The organism is Duganella fentianensis (genome assembly GCF_964031615.1).
GTDB classification, from domain to species: domain Bacteria; phylum Pseudomonadota; class Gammaproteobacteria; order Burkholderiales; family Burkholderiaceae_D; genus Rugamonas; species Rugamonas fentianensis_A.
Genome location: NZ_CAXIQN010000014.1, coordinates 333,113 through 351,748, shown reverse-complemented (window position 1 = coordinate 351,748; position 18,636 = coordinate 333,113). Strand labels below are relative to the sequence as shown.

Annotated in this window: 16 protein-coding genes; 4 read left to right on the top strand and 12 right to left on the bottom strand. The window is 62.6% G+C overall.

Annotated elements, in window-relative coordinates; translation table 11 throughout:
• The first annotated feature begins 10 nt into the window (after nucleotides 1-10).
• From ABNT42_RS11350 to ABNT42_RS11340, 3 genes are read left to right on the top strand one after another with little or no spacing between them, the layout of a single operon-like run.
• On the top strand, nucleotides 11-337 hold the full coding sequence (locus ABNT42_RS11350; RefSeq protein ID WP_161040434.1) for a YbaB/EbfC family nucleoid-associated protein: 327 nt from the start codon (nucleotides 11-13) through the stop codon (nucleotides 335-337).
• A gap of 18 nt (nucleotides 338-355) precedes the next feature.
• Nucleotides 356-946, top strand: a complete 591-nt coding sequence (gene recR / locus ABNT42_RS11345) for a recombination mediator RecR (protein WP_348697010.1) — start codon at nucleotides 356-358, stop codon at nucleotides 944-946.
• Entirely contained in the window at nucleotides 946-2,160 is a 1,215-nt protein-coding gene (locus ABNT42_RS11340; protein WP_348697009.1) for a CaiB/BaiF CoA-transferase family protein, read from the top strand. The genes recR and ABNT42_RS11340 overlap by 1 nt, the downstream gene beginning before the upstream one ends.
• Here ABNT42_RS11340 and ABNT42_RS11335 read toward each other — a convergent pair.
• The 6 genes from ABNT42_RS11335 to ABNT42_RS11310 all read right to left on the bottom strand — a co-directional run bounded on the left by ABNT42_RS11335 (nucleotide 2,157) and on the right by ABNT42_RS11310 (nucleotide 10,930).
• Nucleotides 2,157-2,822, bottom strand: coding sequence for an FkbM family methyltransferase (locus ABNT42_RS11335; RefSeq protein WP_348697008.1), 666 nt, complete (start codon nucleotides 2,820-2,822; stop codon nucleotides 2,157-2,159). The two genes, ABNT42_RS11340 and ABNT42_RS11335, sit on opposite strands and share 4 nt — an antisense overlap.
• A gap of 2 nt (nucleotides 2,823-2,824) precedes the next feature.
• Entirely contained in the window at nucleotides 2,825-3,832 is a 1,008-nt protein-coding gene (locus ABNT42_RS11330) for a hypothetical protein (RefSeq protein ID WP_348697007.1), read from the bottom strand.
• A 7-nt stretch (nucleotides 3,833-3,839) separates the two neighbouring features.
• Nucleotides 3,840-4,916 (bottom strand): radical SAM protein, encoded by a 1,077-nt coding sequence (locus ABNT42_RS11325; protein WP_348697005.1) that lies wholly within the window; start codon nucleotides 4,914-4,916, stop codon nucleotides 3,840-3,842.
• Entirely contained in the window at nucleotides 4,903-5,811 is a 909-nt protein-coding gene (locus tag ABNT42_RS11320; RefSeq protein ID WP_348697003.1) for a hypothetical protein, read from the bottom strand. Before ABNT42_RS11320 ends, ABNT42_RS11325 begins: the two co-directional genes overlap by 14 nt.
• Nucleotides 5,812-5,883: 72 nt before the next feature.
• On the bottom strand, nucleotides 5,884-8,070 hold the full coding sequence (locus ABNT42_RS11315) for an EAL domain-containing protein (RefSeq protein WP_348697002.1): 2,187 nt from the start codon (nucleotides 8,068-8,070) through the stop codon (nucleotides 5,884-5,886).
• Nucleotide 8,071: 1 nt separating this feature from the next.
• The gene (locus ABNT42_RS11310; protein ID WP_348697000.1) at nucleotides 8,072-10,930 is read right to left on the bottom strand and encodes a response regulator; all 2,859 of its coding nucleotides are present in this window, start codon (nucleotides 10,928-10,930) and stop codon (nucleotides 8,072-8,074) included.
• Between the two features lie 173 nt (nucleotides 10,931-11,103).
• On the opposite strand from ABNT42_RS11310, the gene ABNT42_RS11305 reads away from it, so the two are divergent.
• Nucleotides 11,104-12,321 (top strand): glycosyltransferase, encoded by a 1,218-nt coding sequence (locus ABNT42_RS11305; protein ID WP_348696998.1) that lies wholly within the window; start codon nucleotides 11,104-11,106, stop codon nucleotides 12,319-12,321.
• Nucleotides 12,322-12,343: 22 nt separating this feature from the next.
• Here ABNT42_RS11305 and ABNT42_RS11300 read toward each other — a convergent pair whose 3' ends face one another.
• From ABNT42_RS11300 to ABNT42_RS11275, 6 genes are all read right to left on the bottom strand, one after another.
• Nucleotides 12,344-13,291, bottom strand: a complete 948-nt coding sequence (locus tag ABNT42_RS11300) for a PEP-CTERM sorting domain-containing protein (RefSeq protein WP_348696996.1) — start codon at nucleotides 13,289-13,291, stop codon at nucleotides 12,344-12,346.
• 153 nt (nucleotides 13,292-13,444) lie between these two features.
• Nucleotides 13,445-14,104 (bottom strand): DapH/DapD/GlmU-related protein, encoded by a 660-nt coding sequence (locus ABNT42_RS11295; protein ID WP_348696994.1) that lies wholly within the window; start codon nucleotides 14,102-14,104, stop codon nucleotides 13,445-13,447.
• On the bottom strand, nucleotides 14,104-15,204 hold the full coding sequence (locus tag ABNT42_RS11290) for a nitroreductase family protein (protein WP_348696992.1): 1,101 nt from the start codon (nucleotides 15,202-15,204) through the stop codon (nucleotides 14,104-14,106). Before ABNT42_RS11290 ends, ABNT42_RS11295 begins: the two co-directional genes overlap by 1 nt.
• On the bottom strand, nucleotides 15,201-16,067 hold the full coding sequence (locus ABNT42_RS11285; RefSeq protein WP_348696990.1) for a ThiF family adenylyltransferase: 867 nt from the start codon (nucleotides 16,065-16,067) through the stop codon (nucleotides 15,201-15,203). The genes ABNT42_RS11290 and ABNT42_RS11285 overlap by 4 nt, the downstream gene beginning before the upstream one ends.
• A 198-nt stretch (nucleotides 16,068-16,265) precedes the next feature.
• Nucleotides 16,266-16,466, bottom strand: coding sequence for a YbdD/YjiX family protein (locus tag ABNT42_RS11280; RefSeq protein ID WP_348696988.1), 201 nt, complete (start codon nucleotides 16,464-16,466; stop codon nucleotides 16,266-16,268).
• The gene (locus ABNT42_RS11275; protein WP_348696986.1) at nucleotides 16,466-18,550 is read right to left on the bottom strand and encodes a carbon starvation CstA family protein; all 2,085 of its coding nucleotides are present in this window, start codon (nucleotides 18,548-18,550) and stop codon (nucleotides 16,466-16,468) included. Before ABNT42_RS11275 ends, ABNT42_RS11280 begins: the two co-directional genes overlap by 1 nt.
• Nucleotides 18,551-18,636 lie beyond the last annotated feature (86 nt).

Sequence of the window (18,636 nt, the reverse complement as noted above, 5' to 3'; positions counted from 1 at the left end):
GTATTCCAACATGATGAAGAACCAACTGGCTGGCCTGATGAAGCAGGCGCAAGCAATGCAGGACAATATGAAAAAAGCCCAGGATGCTCTGGCGCTGGTGGAAGTGGAAGGCCAGTCCGGTGCCGGTCTGGTGAAGGTTGTCATGACCTGCAAAAACGACGTCAAGCGCGTTTCCATCGATCCGTCGCTGCTGGCCGACGACAAGGACATGCTGGAAGATCTGGTGGCCGCTGCCTTCAACGACGCCGTGCGCAAAGCCGAAGCGACCTCCGCCGAGAAAATGAGTGGCCTGACTGCCGGTCTGAATCTGCCTGCCGGCTTCAAGATGCCTTTCTAATCCGCTGCGCGCCGGCTCATGTCCAAATCGCTGGAGTTTCTGACGGAAGCTTTGCGCCGTCTGCCCGGTGTCGGCCCCAAGTCGGCGCAACGGATGGCTTTTCATTTGCTGCAGCATGACCGCGAAGGTGCGGACATGCTGTCGCGCGCCTTGCAGCAGGCGGTCAGCGCGGTGCACCACTGCGCGCTGTGTAATACCTTCACCGAAGAAGAAGTCTGCGATACCTGCAGCGATGAGCAGCGCGAGCGCCATCTGCTGTGCGTGGTCGAGACACCTGCCGATCAGCTCATGATCGAACAGACCCTGACCTACAAAGGGCTGTACTTTGTTCTGATGGGCCGCTTGTCGCCGCTGGACGGCATCGGCCCCAAGGACATCCATCTGGAAAAACTGCTGGCCCGCGCCGCCGATGGTCTGGTGACGGAAGTGGTACTGGCCACCAATTTCACCAACGAAGGCGAGGCCACGGCGCACTACATCAGCGAGATGCTGAAGGCGCGTGGTTTGCGCGTGAGCCGTCTGGCGCGCGGGGTGCCCGTTGGTGGCGAACTCGAATACGTGGATGCAGGCACCATCGCCCGCGCCATGCTGGACCGAAGGGCTACGTAATGACGTCGAAGCAGGCCATGCCGCTGGCTGGCATCAAGGTACTGGAACTGGGCACGCTGATTGCGGGCCCTTTTTGTGCGCGCATGCTGGGTGAATTCGGCGCCGAAGTGATCAAGGTGGAGTCGCCGCAGGGCGGTGATCCGATCCGCACCTGGCGCGTGCTCAAGGATGGTACGTCGCTGTGGTGGTCGGTGCAGTCGCGTAATAAGAAGTCGCTGACGCTCAATATGAAGAGTGAAAAGGGGCGCGAGATCGCCCGTCAGCTGGCGCTGGAAGCCGACATCATCATCGAGAACTACCGCCCCGGCGTGCTGGAAAAATGGGGCATGGGCTACGAGCAGCTCAAGGCCATCAATCCCGCCACCATCATGGTGCGTCTGTCGGGTTTCGGCCAGACGGGGCCGATGAAAGATTTACCCGGCTTTGGTGCCATCGGCGAATCGATGGGCGGGCTGCGCTATGTGTCCGGCCACGCCGACCGTCCACCGGTGCGGGTGGGCGTTTCAATCGGTGATTCGGTGGCGGCGCTGCACGGCGTGATCGGCGCCATGATGGCGCTGCGTCACCGCGATGTGACGGGCGGCCGCCTTAAAGGCGAAGGCCAGATGGTGGACGTGGCGCTGTACGAATCCGTGTTCAATCTGATGGAATCACTGGTGCCGGAATACGACCATGCGGGCGTAGTGCGCGAGCGCACTGGCGGGGCTTTACCCGGCATCGTGCCATCGAATACCTACACCACCCGTGATGGCGAGAATATCGTGATTGCCGGTAATGGCGATGCCATCTTCAAGCGACTGATGCTGGGCATAGGCCGCATCGATATGGCTGGTGATCCTGAACTGGAACGCAACGATGGCCGCGTCAAACGCACGGAAGAAATCGACGGTGCGATACAGGCATGGTGCGACACCATGGATATCGATAGCGCGCTGACCGTGCTGAAAGCGGCGGACGTGCCGGCGGGGAAAATCTACTCGGTGCGCGACATGATGACGGACCCGCAGTTTCTGGCGCGCGAGATGTTCGAGCAGCACCAGTTTTCTGATGGTACGCCCGTCAAGCTGCCGGCTATTTCGCCCAAGTTGTCGGCCACGCCGGGACAGACGCGCTGGATTGGTCCTGCGCTGGGACAGCACAATGATGAAGTGCTGCAGTCGCTAGGCTACAGCGCCGAGCAGATCGCCGCACTCAAGCAGGACGGCGTGCTTTAACGCCGTCGCAGGGCAGCGCTGCGCCATGCAGTGCTCAGGCTGGCGGGCGGGCTGAGGTCAGCACTCAGATAGGCGTCGTCGATGCCGAAATCATGTACGCGGCGGTAGCCCTGCTGGTTCAGCAATTGTTCGATCTCCTTGCGTACGGGCTGGCGGTTGTGCTCCACCGTCAGCACCCGGAAGCGGTAACGCTCGAACGGGAAACCGCGCAGGATGGCCAGTTCCGCGCCTTCCGTATCCAGACTCCAGTAATCGATCACGGCCGGTGCTGCGCTAGCTTGTAGCAGTTCGCCTATGCTGCGCGTGCGTTTGCGCACGCTGGCAGGATGGGCGCCATGGCGGCGCTGCACATAGCGCCACATCATGGCCGGATAGTGCTGGCGTATGCCACCCAGCATGCCGGCGCCTTCGACGAATTCCACTTCACCTGCCGTCTGATCCAGACAGTCGGGCAGGCACAGGCAGCGCCGGTTGTTCTGCAAGGCGGCGAAGTAGCGCGTGTTGGGTTCAACGCAGATGCCGTGCCAGCCGTATTCGCGTTCCAGCAGCAGAGTATTGCTGGAGGTGATGCCATCGGTGGCGCCGGTGTCCAGAAAGAAGCCGCCGCGCAAGCCATCTAGCACCTGCAGCACGAAGTAGTCCTGTCCCAGTTGCGATGCCATGGCTAGCCTTTGCGCTGACGGCGCAGCGCAGCCGAGCGCCAGTTGCCCGATGGTGCTAGCGCTGCTTCCGTCTGTTCGTTACGCTGGCCGTACAGCAGCGTGATGTTGATGCGCCGGTTCTCGTAGCTATCGCGGAAGCGGCAGCGCGCCGTGCCGTGAAACAGGTCGGAATCGAAGATGATGGCGCGGTTCTGGCGGTAGGGGATATAGCGTGCTTTCGCCCCGCTGGCGCGCAGGAAGCGGCGTATCAGGTCGGGGCGGCGGTTGTATTGTTCGAACTGCCAGTCCGGTGGTGCGGCCACGTCGTAGATGTGCATGCCGCCGCTGGACGGATCGAGATTGGCCTGATCGGGCGTGATCCAGAAATTGACATTGATGGCGGCGAAGTCGGCATGGACGTCGTCACCGGGCATTTCAGCCGGATACTTGTAGGCCCACAGTTGCGTCAGGCGATGGCGCTGGCTAATCAGATTCGGTAGCGCGGCGCGCAGGGCTGCCGCGAGCTGGTCCAGCAAAGGGCAGCGCAGGCCCTGATGGTAGAGGGCACCTAGCCGGCCATGGGAATAGCGCAGCGAATTCCAGATCATCGATTCCAGACAGTAGGCGCGCAGGCTGGCCAGTGCCTGTGGCGCAAGGAAATCGTCGATGATGACGATGCCGGGCTGCTGCGCCTGATAGGCCTGCTCCACTGCGCTAGCTTGCCAGTGCTGGCCCAGTGGCTGGTCCACACTGGGAGCAGGGCGGCGGTAGAGCGTGCGGTTGTAGCTGCTGCCGATAGCTTGCAGTTCCGCGGCCTGCCACTGCGCGCGTTGGCGCACACCCTCGGCGCATAGCTGATCGGCTAGCTGGCGGTAGCGTGTCGCCATGTCGTGGTAATTAGGTGCGAGCAGGCCGCGCGCCAGCAGGTAGTCGAACTGGTCGGCATCGTGGCGCAGTTTGGCAACCGTGAGCGGTGCCGGCTGGGCTAGCGGCAGGCGGGGCGCATCTGGCTGTCTGGGCAGGGCGGACATGGCAGGCTCAGTCCTGCTCGTGCAGCAGTTGCGCCAGTGTGGCCGGTATGTGTACATCATCCAGCCATGCGGCCTGCAATACTTCGCCGAGCATTTCCTGCCAGTGGCTGGCGATCACGGCGCGGATCGCCTCGTCGTGGTAGAGCCGCTGGCACATCTGGCACTGGTGGCCATACAGGCCTTCCCAGCGGATCGCCGGATCGTGGCTGGCCGCCCATGCCACGACTTTGGCAGGGCCCTGATAGTGTATCCACAGTTTGAGGAAATCCTGTTCCGCTGCGCTGATGGCGTTTTGCAGGCATGGCGTATCGGTGCTCGTGGCCACATTCAGTTCGGGGATGACGCGCAGGCCCAGTCCGCAGCAGGCGCCGATGCGGCCATCGGCCTGCAGCGTGTAGGTCTTGAGTACGCTGCTGCAGCCGCCGCGCATGGCCGCTGCCTGCACGTCGCAGGCGACCCCTTGGGGATACTGGTATATGGTGCTGTGATTGAGTGGCATCCACGGGCTGCTCAGGATGGTGAGGTAGGCGCGCTGTTGTGGTGTCAGGTCTTGTAGCAGCGGGTGTTCCTGTAGCGCTTCCGGTGTGATGGTACGGGCATCTTTCAGTTCCATCATGACGTGGGTGCGTAGCTGGCGTTCGCAGGCTGCCACACAGGCATGGGCTACCCGCTCCAGCGGGATGTAGCGGATATGTTCGTCGCCCGTGCTGTAATTGATTTCTGAAAGGCCTGCTGCCATCAGCGCGGCCAGCCTGTCGTGTGCCGCTGCGGGGCTGGTGGCCCAGTGGGCATTGGTAACGAGGCGGACAGGCAGGCGGTAGCTGGCGGCACGCTGTATGCCGCGCAGCAGCGTGGTCCATTCCAGCGTGGCTTCGCCGCCAGTGAAGACGATGTTGCAGAAGCCCAGTGCATGGGCTTCGTCTATGGCTGCCAGTACGGTGTCGGCATCGAGGTGCGCCCGTTCGCGCGGGCTGGACAGGGTGCCGCAATCGGTGCAGGCCGCCGGACAGGTAAAAGTCGGCATGATGGACAGGGTGCGGCCGCGCCGCGGCAGGTCCGTCTGGGAGGCGCTAGCGGGCTTCATACATTTGCGCTTCCGTGAGATTGAGCAGGCCACGGGTTTCTAGCGTGATGGCGTATTGCACCAGCGCTTCGATAGTGACGCGGATATATTCCTGCCCTCGATAGGGATCGTATTCCGAATCGTCGGTGCCGGTATCGGTGCCATCGTCCGTGCCTTCGTCTGTGCCTTCGTCCGTGCCAGTGTCCGTTCCGGTATCCGTACCTGTGTCGGTGCCGGTATCCGTACCTGTGTCGGTGCCCGTATCCGTACCGGTATCCGTGCCAGTGTGGGTGCCGGTATGGGTGCCTGTGTCCGTGCCCACTTCCGTGCCTTCATCTGTGCCGGGGCCGGTGCCTATGGTGGCCGAACTGTGCTCGAAGTTCTGGGTGCTGTTGGAATCGTTGATGGTGCGATGGTCGGTGGGCACCAGAAAGCCGGATGCAAAGATAGGGCTGCTGGTGAACAGCATGGCCTGCTCGATACCGCCCAGCGCGAACGGTGATTCGCGTTCCATGGCGGCGCGGATCAGCGCGATGATGGCGTGCTCGTCGCCGTACTGGATGACGGCATTGCCGAACGCTGTCATGAATTCGCTGCGTGATGGCGGGCGGTTCTGGTGTTCGCCCGCATAGTTGCGCAGCCAGCGGCGCATGCTGCGGCTGGCCAGCACGGCATAGACCAGCTGGTTGCTGACGGAGGCGCGCTGGGGCGGCAGGTCGATTCCCTCGGCATAGTCGGCCAGCACCTGCGCCGGATCGGTGATGAACTGTTCGCGCAGCAGATAGTCGTGCGCCATGGCTTTGAACAGTGCTTGTACGCGGCGCGAGATGCCAGCTGCATGCAGCACTAGCGGCTTGCGGCAGGCTGGGCGCTCCGGTGCAAATACCAGCCGGAATGAATGTTCTTGCTGTTCCATAATGCCTCCCGTGCAGAACAGATTCGAGTCTGTTCAGCATAGAAGGACGGTCTAAACCGCATGCGATGAGGCTCAATGCTGTGCAGGGAACTTGCTCTCTGTGGTGCTGTCGCTGCCATCGAGTACCGGCCGGTTGGCCAGCATCAGGGTGATGTTCTCCGGCGGCGAAGGATGACCCAGATAATAGCCCTGCACCATGTCGCAGCCATATTGTTCCAGCATGCGCAGCTGTTCGTTGGTTTCCACCCCTTCCGCCACCACGCTTAGCTTCAGGCCGTGCGCCATGGCGATGATGGCGCGGGTGATGGCGGCGTTCTCGCTATCCTGCGGCAGACCGGTTATGAAGCTGCGGTCTATCTTCAGCGCGCTGACATTGAAGCGTTTGAGATAGTTCATCGACGAGTAGCCGGTGCCGAAATCATCGATCGACAGATACACTCCGATGGCGCGCAGACGCTCCAGCGTCTGCAGGGTGGCGCGCGCATCGTCCATCAGTGTGCCTTCTGTCAGTTCCAGTTCCAGCAGCCCGGCCGGCATGCCGCTATCCTGCAGGGCCGAGAGCACCATCTGGCTCAGGTTCTCGTCCTTGAACTGCCGGGCCGAGAGGTTGACGGCGATGCGCAGCGGGTGCTCGTCGCTGCACTGCCACTGGCGCGCCTGCTGGCAGGCGGTACGCAGCACCCATTCGCCTATCGGTACGATCAGTCCCGTCTCTTCGGCCAGTGGAATGAATTCGGTGGGCGAGATGATGCCGCGTTCCGGATGGCGCCAGCGCACCAGTGCTTCCACGCTGACGATGGTGGCGCTGCCGACATCGATCTGTGGCTGGTATAGCAGATACAGTTCACCGTTCTGCAGGGCTTTGCGCAGGCCCACCTCCAGCTGGACATGGCTCATGATCTGCATGGTCAGCGAGGAGCTATACAGCTTGGCGTTATTCTTGCCGCAGTTCTTGGCGTGGTACATGGCCGTATCGGCAAACTTGAGCAGGCTGCTGCAGTCTTCGCCATCTTCCGGGTACAGCGAAATGCCGATGCTGGCGGTGACGAAGATTTCGTGGCTGTCCAGCTGGAACGGGCGGCACATGGCATCCTTGACGCGCTGCGCCACGGCCAGCGCATCCTCGACCCGTTCCAGATCGGGGATCAGGATGGTGAATTCGTCGCCGCCCAGCCGTGCCAGATTGCTGTCGTCTGCTTCCGTGCGCGAGACCAGATCGCTGGGGCGTATGGTTTCACGCAGACGCTCCGAGACGGCTTTGAGCAGGTGATCGCCCACATCGTGGCCCAGCGTGTCGTTGATACGCTTGAATGCATCCAGATCCATGAACAGCACGGCAAACTTGTGCTTGTCCTTGCGCGAGCGGCGCAGCTCCGCCTCCAGCGTTTCAAGAAAGGCCTGACGGTTGGGGATGCCGGTCAGGCTGTCGCAATAGGCCAGACGGCGGATCTGTTCCTCGTTGCGTTTGCGCTCGCTGATATCGCGTACCAATCCCAATACCTCATCGGGGCCGGTGGCCACCAGCCGCGCTTCGAAATGGCGCACGGGTGGTGCAACGGCGTGTTCGCCGGCGCGCGCACGGGCATGGGCATGGCCAGTTTGCGGCAGCGCGTAGTCGAGCGAGGCAATGTGCTGGCCGGTCAGCACGTTCTGCACCTGTGCCAGCATCTGCTGTGCGATCGGCTGCGGCAGCACCTGCTGCAGGTGCTGGCCGACGCAGTGCTCGCTGGCGAACACGCTGCTGGCTTCGTGCCCCTGTTCGTAATCGAGATAGTAGCCGGCGCGGTTCATGCGGAAAAAAGTGTCCGGTATGGCGGCCATCACGGCGCGGTGCTGGGCATCGGCCAGCCGCAAGCGGGTGATGGCATCGCTGGCGCGCAGCACGTACAGCACGCGGTGGCCCAGTATCGGCCAGTTGATCGGTTTGGAGACGAAATCGGTGGCGCCAGCTTCATAGGCGCTGGTGACGGACGCCAGTTCGTCGGCACCTGTGACCATGATGATAGGCACGCTGGCGTGCTGTTCCTGCTGACGGATGGCACGGCACACGGCCAGACCGTCCATCACCGGCATCTCCACGTCTAGCATGACCAGATCGGGCTGCAGGCGGCGGAAGCTGGCCAGCGCTTGCGCGCCATCTTCCGCTTCGGCTGTGTCCAGCCCCACCTGTCCCAGCATTTCCAGCATCAGCATGCGCATCACAGGGTCATCATCGGCAACCAGCACCAGTCCGCGCCGGGTAGTGGGGGCAGCAGCCATGTCAGGCTTCCTTTTCCAGTATCGCTTCCAGCGCCTGCCGCACGGACTGGAATTGCCGGTCTATGGTGGCCAGCAGTGGGGCGGCGCTGGCGCTGCTGTGCTGGCTGGCCAGCTGTTCCAGTTGCTTGCAGCTGGCCGCCAGTGCCAGCGCACCGACATTTGCGCTGCCGGATTTGAGACGGTGCGCCAGCGCACGCAAGGCGGCGTCGTCCTGCCGTTGCATGGCCTGCGCCATGGCCTGTAGCTGCAGTGGCGTATCGCGCAGATAGGTCTGCAGGATTTTCTCCAGCAGCACGTTGCCTTGGTCGGGGCTGAGGGCGCGGATATTTTCCAGTGCGGCGAGGGCGATGCCGGCATCAGCATCAGCGGCGGCGGGCTGCTGCAGCGCTGGCGCTGGCATGGCCGGAGGCGCTTCCTGCTGGCTGTGCTGGCGCGGCAGATTGATCCAGCGTGCCAGTGTATGACCGAGCGTCTGGCGGGTGAAAGGCTTGCTCAGGTAATCATCCATGCCTGCCGCCAGACAGGATTCGCGGTCGCCCTGCAAGGCATTGGCAGTGATGGCGATGATGGGCAGTTTGTGGCCTTGACCCTGCTGCTGTTCGTGGCGGCGGATGGCGCCGGTGGCCGCAAAGCCATCCATCACGGGCATCTGGCAATCCATCAGCACCAGATCGTAGGCGTCGTGCTGGACCGAGTGCAGTGCCTGTTCGCCATTCTCGGCGCGGCTGACATCCAGCCCCATGCTTTCCAGCATGGCACTGGCCACCTCCACATTGACGGGATTGTCTTCCGCCAGCAGTACGCGGCGGCTGTTGCGCGGGCGCGGCGTACCGGCTTGAACTAGCGGGGTGAGGGCGGTGACAGGCGCTGCCAGCTGGTCCATGGGCGACATGGCGGGCAGGGGGGACGCTATCGGCTGGGCCGCTACGCCGGGGCGCAGCAGGCATTCGAACAGGTCGCTCTGGCGTAAGGGCTGGATCAGCTGATAGGCCACGCCGGCCGCCCGTAGTTGCAGCATATCGGCGGCATGCTTTTCGCTGCTGAGTAGTATCAGCTGCAATGGCTGCAGCGCGGGCTGGGCATGCAGTGCTGCGGCCAGGGCCAGCCCGCTGGTGCGCGGCAAGTCCATCTCCAGCAGGGCAGCGTGGTAGGGCTGGCCGTCCTCCTGCGCCTGACGCAGGGTGGCGGCTGCAGCGCTGGCGCTGCAACGGCTGTGGGGGATCTGCCAGCGCTCCAGCAACCGGGGCAGCAGGTCCTGGCTGGCAAGCTTATCGTCGACTATCAAGGCGCGGCATTCCCGGTTGGTGTGGCTGCTGATCTGGTCGGCATCGATGCGAGGCTTATCGAAATTTACCGTGAACCAGAATAGCGAGCCTTGCGCGAGCGCATGGTCGATGCCTATGCGGCCTCCCATCAGCTCTACCAGCTGTTTGGATATGGCCAGCCCCAGACCCGTGCCGCCATGTTTGCGCGTGGTGGAACCGTCGGCCTGCGAGAAGGAATCGAAGATGTGGGCGCGGGCGTCGGCGGATATGCCGATGCCGGTATCACGTACTTCGAAGCGCAAGCCTATGCTCTGCTCATCTTCGGCCGTCACGCTGACGGCTACGGTGATCTGTCCGCTGTCGGTAAACTTTACAGCGTTTCCCAGCAGGTTGTAGATGACTTGACGCAGGCGGTTGGGGTCGCCGCACACGGCCAGCGGCAAGGCCGGTGCCAGCTGCAGTTCCAGCCGGATCTGCTTGCTCTGTGCCTGTGGCGCAAACACGTGCTCGATCTCCTCCATGAGCAGGCGGAAATTAAAGTGGATGTATTCCACCGTCAGCTTGCCTGCTTCGATCTTGGAGAAATCCAGAATGTCGTTAATGATTACCAGCAGGTGTTCGCCGGAGCGCTGCACCATGCTGGTGTAATGGCGCTGCTGTTCGCTCAGTGGCGTGGCCAGCAGCAGTTCCGTCATGCCCAGCACACCGTTCATGGGGGTGCGGATTTCATGGCTCATGGTGGCCAGAAAAGCGCTTTTAGCCTGACTGGCAGCTTCCGCTGCATTCTTGGCTTTTTCCAGCTGTTCGGTGCGCACGCTGACCTGCCGTTCCAGCTGGTCACGATATTGCTGCAAGGCGGAGTCACGCGCGGCGACTTGCGCCAGCATATCGTTGAAGCTATCGATCAGAGCGCCTAGTTCATCCGTGCGCTGGTGCCGGATCATGGCCGTGTGGGTGCCCTGACTGACCTGATGGGCAGCAGTGATCAGTCCGTTAAGCGCGCCGGTAATGCTGTTGCGCAGACGGGCCGCCATCAGCAAGGCCAGCATGCAGGCCAGCAGGGCAGCAACGGCACAGGCGGCCAGATTGCGTAGCAGATCCCGCCCCATACGCGACAGGCTGGCTTCCAGCATCACGCTGCCGATGTACTGGCCGTTGCGCAGCACCGGATGATAGAACTGCATGGCCGGCAGTCGCTGCTGTTCGGGATAGACGGTGCGTAGCAACACTACCTCGCGCGCTTGCGCCAGCAATTGCTCCGGCACAGGGGCGGCCGCTGGCGCCGTGGCGCTCTGATATTGCGCCAGCAGTTGCCCTTTAGCGGTGTACAGGGCGGCGCGGCGGATGCGGCTATCGGCCGACAGCGCTGCCAGTGTGCTGCGCGCCTGCCGCCCGTCAGCGTAGAGCAGGGCCAGTTCGCTGTTATTGCCGATCACGCCAGCCAGCGAGCCGAGTTGCTGGCGCTCCTCATCCGTGCGGCTGTAGACCGACAGGGCGGCGAAGGCGATCAGCACCATCAGCATGGCGCTGCCTGTCGATAGCAGAGCGATGCGGGTAAGTTGCTGGCTAAGTCCTGAGCGTTCGTGCTGGAGCATTGCGCGCGGTGTGAGCAAGTGGTGGTCGGGAATGTCTAGGCTTTGCGTGGCATGAAGCAAATGCCAATTGGAAAAATATAGCTTTGAGGTACAGACGGTGTTGATCTGGGTCGAAGGCACGCACTATTGAGCCAGCGCAAACTCCGGACGACTTGGCGTTTCATGCTGGGGGCATGGCGCGGAAACGAATACTGTTTGTGGCGGAAGCCGTCACGCTGGCACATGTGGGCAGGCCGCTGGCGTTGGCGCGCATACTGTCACCGTTGCATTATGAATTGCACTTTGCTTGCGCACCGGCGTATCGTCGCTTCCTGCCCGCGCGTGGTCTGGACTACTGGCCGCTGCACAGCATCTCCAGCGAGCAGTTTCTGCGGGCGCTGGCGGCAGGCAAGCCCGTGTATGACGTGGCGACCTTGCAAGCTTATGTCGAGGAAGACCGGGGGCTGCTTGAACGGTTGCGTCCCGATGCCGTGATCGGCGATTTCCGTCTGTCGCTGGCCGTGAGTGCCCGCCTGCTGGCGCTGCCGTATATCGGTCTGATCAATGCCTACTGGAGTCCGTATGTCGCGCAGTCCTACACCGTGCCGGCACTAGGGCTGTCGCGCCTGTTGCCGATAGCGCTGGCCAATCCGCTATTCCGCGCCGTACGGCCGCTGGCGTTCGCATTGCACAGCATGCCGCTGAACCAGTTGCGGCGCCGCTTCCGTCAGCCCACTTTGCCCTGCGATTTGCGCAGCCTGTATGCCGACGCCGATCAGGTGCTATATCCCGATGTGGCAGAAATGTATGCTGTCAGTAGCTTGCCGCACAACCATGAATTCCTCGGTCCGGTGACGTGGTCGCCGCCAGTGCCGGAGCCGGCATGGTGGCATGGTTTGCCGGACGATTTGCCGCTGGTATATGTCACGCTGGGCAGTTCGGGGCAGGGCGAGTTACTGCCGCTGATACTGCATGCGCTGGCCCGCCTGCCGCTGCGCCTGATGGTGGCCACGGCGGGCCAGAGCCTGCCCGCTACGCTGCCGGAGAATGCCTATGTGGCGCAATATCTGCCGGGCGAGCTGGCTGCGCAGCGCGCCCGGTTGGTGATCTGCAATGGGGGGAGTCCCACGGCCCAGCAGGCGCTGGGCGCGGGCGTGCCCGTGCTGGGCATCGCGGGGAATCTGGATCAGTACCTGAACATGCAGGCAGTGCTGGCGGTGGGCGCTGGACGCTGTCTGCGCTCGGACCGTCTGCAGGCGAGAGCGCTGCGCGAAAACGTTATGCAGATGCTGGTGCATCCCGGTATCCGCGCAGCAGCGCTACACATGGTACAGGTGTTCCAGCACTATGATGTGGCCCAGCGTCTGCTGGCAGCGCTGGGTAGAGTGGGGGCGCGGGCTACGGCCTCTTAGCCCGCGCAACAGCTGGCGATGCTCAGGCAGCCATCAGATTCGCCATGGCCGCAGCCGCCGGACGGCGCCGGCGCGTACCCAGAGCCACGCCGGCAAAGCCCAGACCGATCAGTGCCAGCGTGGCTGGTTCCGGTACGGCAGCAAAGCTTTGCGATGAATCCACTTTCAGGAAGGGCACGGTGGTGGGTACGGCACCATCCCACATGCTGGTCGGTGTAAAGAATGACGGCACATTGGTGGTGCCCGTGATCTTGTCATTGAAGATGGAGCCAGTGATGATGTCCAGATAGGCCGGATCGACATAGTCGATCATGAAGCGCGAGTCGAACGAGCCCGTACCGACCGGACCGGCGGCAGTGAAACTGGCGTCGTTGAATACCAGATGGCCGGACAGGATCATGATGCCGTCGCCGTCGGGATCGCCGACGCCGCCGCAACCGGCCGAGGTGACGCCCTCGCCATAGCAGCGCACCGTGTTGGCACCGTTGCCGGGTACGGCTTTACTGGCGCCGCCGGGGGCGATCTGGTCGAAGAAGATGGCCAGATTCTGTACCCCCGCACGCAGCGGGTCCACATCCATCGCTGCCGCTTGCGCGGCCGGCATGGTGAAGTGGGCGGTGGTGGGAGTCTGGGCGTCTACCAGTTCCTGAAAGCGCACCACCTTGCTGATTTCGAAAGTGGTGTTCAGGCCAGCCGGCGTAACCAGTCCAGGAATATTGCTGTTCGACATAGTGCCGATCACCATCTGCGAACGTAGTTCCGTCAGATAGGGGGCCGCGCCGCCGGGGCCGACGGTAAGGCCGGGGATGAAGCCGGTTGCCAGTGCGGTGTCTGTCACATTGGTCCACAGATCGGCATAGGTGGTGTAGCTGCCACTGCCGGTGGGATCCAGTCCTACGGTGGGGCCAGCGTGCGCGGCCATGGTGGTGGCCAGCAGCGCACTGCCTAGGGCCAGTTTGAGCTGTTTCATAAACACTCCTGATCAGTGAGAACCCGGAAATCGGGTCGTATCAGGGATAGAGCAAAAGCCTTGCCAGTGCATGGAGGTTCAGTCAAATCAAGTACTTGGAATGCAGGTGTGCGCGTTTGGACAGCGCACTGTCAAATATTCCGACGGTGCTAGCTACAAGTCTTTGAGCTTGCGGGCCGGTATGCCGCCCCAGACTTCACGCGCGCCTATGCAGCTATCCTTGGTGACGACGGCACTGGCCGAGATGATGCTGCCGTCGCCGATCTGTACACCGGCCATGATGACGGCGGTGGCGTCGATGGTGACGTTGTTACCGATGCGGACAGGCTGCAGTTCCAGCCGGTCGCCTTCGATCACGTGGGCAAAGATCACAGCATCATGGCCGACGATGCTGTTGCTGCCGATTTCGGTCAGCGCTGGATCCAGCATCACGCCGGCACAATAGGTGTTGCTGCCTAGTCGGGCGCCTAGCGCCAGATACACCAGCCTTAGCAGCGGCACGGGTATGAAGTGGGTGCGGATCAGCGAATTGAACAGCAGCAAGTAAAACAGGATGTTGAGATTGGCTATGGTTTCCTGCGGCGTGTGCGGGGCAACTACACCATGCGGAAGTGGCACAATATATAGCAGTCCACGATAGACCAGTATGGCGTACAGATAGATTAGCAGCACGGCGCTGCCCACCAGTACCAGTGCACGGAAGTCGCCCAGCGCAGGATGGTCGAGCAGGGCGGTGGTGAGCAGGGCGAGCAGCAGTATCAGCAACAGCAGTAGCAGAAACAGGGCGATCTGCCCGCCGCGGATAGCGCGCATTATGGACTCCCTGTCGGATCGTACAGCAACTGCTGCAGTGGCCGCCGCAGCGAGCGCGAGCGGGCTGCCGGGCCGGCGCCAATGCGCCCCATGAAGATAGCATGATCCCAGACGCTGGCGCCGACCAGTTCGGCGCCGCGGCGTGCTAGCGCGGCAGCGCGCTCCTGCATGCCGGCTGTGGCGGAGAAAATGCGGCCTTCGCGCACATAGCGGGCGAAGATCAGCGGCGTCAGTTGTGGTTGTAGCTGCAGACCGAGGCTGGTGGTGGTGAGCCAGAAGCGCTGTACGGCGCGGCCCGCATCGACAAAATCATCGATGCGCTGGGCGCGGCGCGGCGCGGCCAAGACAAAATGGGCAGCGCAGGCGAGTCCCGGCAGCAGATCCATCTGCAGGCGCGGCGCCAGTGTGCCAGCCAGCCAGCGATTGAAGAAAGCCACCCGTTCCCAGCGCTGCATCACCCACTGCATGAGGCGCGCCGTGGCAGCATCCACGCCCAGCGCCTGCGAGGGAATACGCTGCGTGCTGTAGCGCGCGTTCCATTCGATCACGCTGCGGTGTACCTGCCACGCTTCCGGCATGGTCAGGCGCAGACCGGCGTTGTCGAACATCAGCCATGCAGCCTGGCGTCTTGCGCTGCCTTCCAGCCAGTGCACCTGATAGCCAGCCGGTAGCGCACCCGCCAGTGCGGCCTGTTCTGCCGCACTGAGGGGGCGGCGGCTGAGGGCGCGGCGCTGCACGCTGCGGCTCTGGATGAAATCGCTCAGTACATCGGTTTCCTGCAAGGGGGCGGGCAGCAGATCGATGCTGAAGCGCGGATGCTGCTCCGGCGCTTCTGTGTGACGGCTGGCATGCAGTTGCAGGCGGAAGCGGGTAGCGGCGATGCTCATGGTTTCTAGCAGTGCCCCCAGTGATAGCTGGCTGGGGTGACCATCGAGGTCGTACACGCAAGTCTGGCGGGTATCGTGGCCATGCACGATCAGGCGGCGCGGGCCCAGAATTTCGAAGCGCCAGGGCTGGGTATTGTCGCCGCTGGGGGCCCAGCGGGCCAGATCGAGGATCTGTTCCAGCACGGGATCGAGTGGGACGTCGGGCCGGTTCATGCTCGGCCTCCCTGGCGCCGCCGGATGGCCCACATCGCCAGTTGCTGCAAGGGGTTGCGGTAACCGCCTGGACGCCATGTGCGCACCATGCGGTTATGGTAGGCATCGAACTGATAGCCGAACGGCGCTGCTGCTACAGGACCCCGTTGCAGCAGGATCTTCAGCGCTTCGGTGGCGGCCGCGCCAGCGCACAATTCGCAGCCCATGATAGTAGAGGGGCCGCGCTGGGCTGCCAGATTGATGCTGGACGGATCGACCAGATAGCTGCCGTGTAATCCCGCTGGTGCCAGGCCCACCAGAAAGCGTAGCGCCTTTTCCGTGTCGGGCAAATCGCCCCAGCCAAAATACGCCTCGAAACTCATGCCGCCCGGCAGAAAGTTCAGCAGTGCCGTGCCCATGCCCAGCGGCGCGGCGGTGATGGCCGGTATGCCCCGTTCAGCGCAGGCGGCAAACACAGCCTGTCTGGCACCGAAGGCAAAGAAATCCAGCCCGTCCACATACAGGTCTACGCCATCGAGAAAGGCGGCCAAATTGCCATGGTGAACGCCATCGCGGAACAGGGTGAGTTGTAGTTCAGGATTGATGTCACGTGCCAGCGTCGCCAGCACATCGACTTTGGGCAGGTCCAGCGTGGTGACGGTGGCCCCCACCTGACGGTTGAAATTGGCCAGATCGAAGCGGTCGAAGTCGGCAATGTGAAAAGCGCCGATGCCGAGGCGGGTGAGGGTGAGCAGATGCACACCGCCCACGCCGCCCATACCGGCAATGGCGATACGTTTGCTGCGCAATATGCCCTGTTCGGCGGGGGTGACCCAGCCAAGGTTGCGCACAAACGCGAGCGGATAGGAAAAAGCAGGCGGCATCGGCGGACTCCGCGCGGCGGATCGTGCCGCGCCAGAGAATAAGACCGTTGCGCCTGCCGCGAGGTTCCCCCTCAGCGTCAAAATAAAATGGGGTCAGGTCGGGCAAAGTGCAGGTGTCAGGTCGGGCAGGTGGGCACATGATGGCCCAATTAGGCGGCCTCTGCGCCAATGCCCGACCTGACCCCGTAGTGTGTTGCTTTAGCAGCAGCCGCCGCGCTTGCCTGCGCCGCCGTAGCGGGCTTCCTGACGTTCTCGGAAGAATTCTTCGTACGTCATGATGGGCTCGCCCGGATGGGTGGTTTCGCGGTGGCTCACATAAGTGTCGTATTCAGGCAGGCCCATCATCAGCCGCACACTCTGGCCCAGATAGCGGCCTGCCTGAACGATTTCGCCTAGCATTACTGGGCTCCGCTGGCCAGTACCAGCGGGCTTTCCTTGGCCGTGGGGCCGCTGGCTGCATGGGCTTGCAGTACGGTGCGGATGCCGAACACGAGAATGCTCAGTACTACGATCACGAAGAAGCCAGCCAGCGAGGCATCCAGATAATCGTTGAAGATTACCTGCTGCATCTGCGCCATCGATTTGGCCGGTGCCAGCAGTTTGCCTTCCGCATACGCTGCCTGATACTTGGCAGCGTGGGCCAGGAAGCCGACTTTAGGATTGGCCGAGAAGATTTTCTGGAAACCAGCCGTCAGGGTGCACAGCAGCAGCCAGACGGTCGGTACCATGGTGACCCAGGCAAAGCGGGCACGCTTCATTTTGAACAGCACGCAGGTGCCGAGGATCAGGGCGATAGCCGCCAGCATCTGGTTGGCGATGCCGAACAGCGGCCACAGGGTGTTGATGCCGCCCAGCGGATCGACCACGCCCTGATACAGGAAGTAGCCCCAGGCAGCCACGCACAGGCCGGTAGCCGTGAGGTTGGCGACCACGTTTTCCGTCTGTTTCATGGCGGGTACGAAGGCGCCCAGCAAGTCCTGCAGCATGAAGCGGCCCGCACGGGTACCTGCATCGACTGCGGTCAGAATGAACAGTGCTTCGAACAGAATCGCGAAGTGGTACCAGAAGGCCATCATGGTCTGGCCGCCGATCACGTTCGACAGGATGTGCGCCATGCCCACGGCCAGTGTCGGTGCGCCACCGGCACGCGAGATGATGGTGTGCTCGCCCACGTCCTTGGCCGTCTGGGTCAGCATTTCCGGCGTGACGTAGAAGCCCCATTGCGAAATGGCGGCGGCGGCCGTGTCAGCCGTGGTGCCGATCAGAGCAGCCGGGCTATTCATGGCGAAGTACACGCCCGGTTCGATGGTCGATGCGGCCACCAGCGCCATGATGGCGACGAAGGATTCCATCAGCATGGCACCGTAGCCGATGAAGCGGGCATGGGTTTCGTTCTCGATCATTTTCGGCGTGGTGCCGGACGAGATCAGCGCGTGGAAGCCGGACACGGCGCCGCAGGCGATGGTGATGAACAGGAAGGGGAACAGCGAACCTGCCCAGACGGGGCCGGTGCCGTCGATGAACTTGGTCATGGCCGGCATTTTCAGGTAAGGCGCAACGATGATGATGCCGATGGCCAGACCGACAATGGTGCCGATTTTCAGGAAGGTGGACAGGTAGTCACGCGGGGCCAGCAGCAGCCACACGGGCAGTACGGAAGCGACGAAACCGTAGCCTATCAGCATCCACGTCAGTTCGGTGCCGGTGTAGGTGAACATCGGTGCCAGTGCAGGATTTTCCTGCACCATCTGGCCGCCGAAGATGGCAGCGATCAGCAGCACGAAGCCGATGATGGAGACTTCGCCAATGCGGCCCACGCGGATGTAGCGGGTGTACACGCCCATGAACAGCGCGATAGGGATGGTGGCCATCACGGTGAAACTGCCCCATGGCGAACCGGCCAGCGCTTTTACGACGATCAGGGCCAGCACGGCCAGAATGATCACCATGATCATGAAGGTGCCCAGCAGGGCGATCATGCCGGGGATCTGGCCCAGTTCGGATTTGATCAGGTCGCCCAGCGAGCGGCCGTCACGGCGGGTCGAGATGAACAGCACGATGAAGTCCTGTACCGCGCCGGCAAACACCACGCCAGCCAGAATCCACAGCATGCCGGGCAGGTAGCCCATCTGCGCAGCCAGCACGGGGCCGACCAGCGGACCGGCGCCGGCAATGGCGGCGAAGTGGTGGCCGAACAACACATATTTATTGGTCGGCACGTGGTCCAGACCGTCGTTCAGGCGCTGGGCCGGAGTCAAACGGCGCGCATCCAGTCCCAGTACTTTGTCGGCGATGTACAGGCTGTAGAAACGGTAGGCGATCAGATACACGCAGACCGCGGCGATAACGATCCAGATGGCACTGATGGATTCGCCGCGCTTGAGCGCAACAACGCCCAGCGCTGCCGCGCCGCATAGGGCGAGAGCAGCCCAGCCTAGCCGACTGGCCAGGGTGGTGGGCGCACGAGGGGTGATAGTTTGCATACTTCCTCCAAGGATGGTGTTGCTGCTCCGTGAAAACTCGGTGTGAATCTGGAATGCTGGCAGCTTATGAACAGTATTCAGGAATC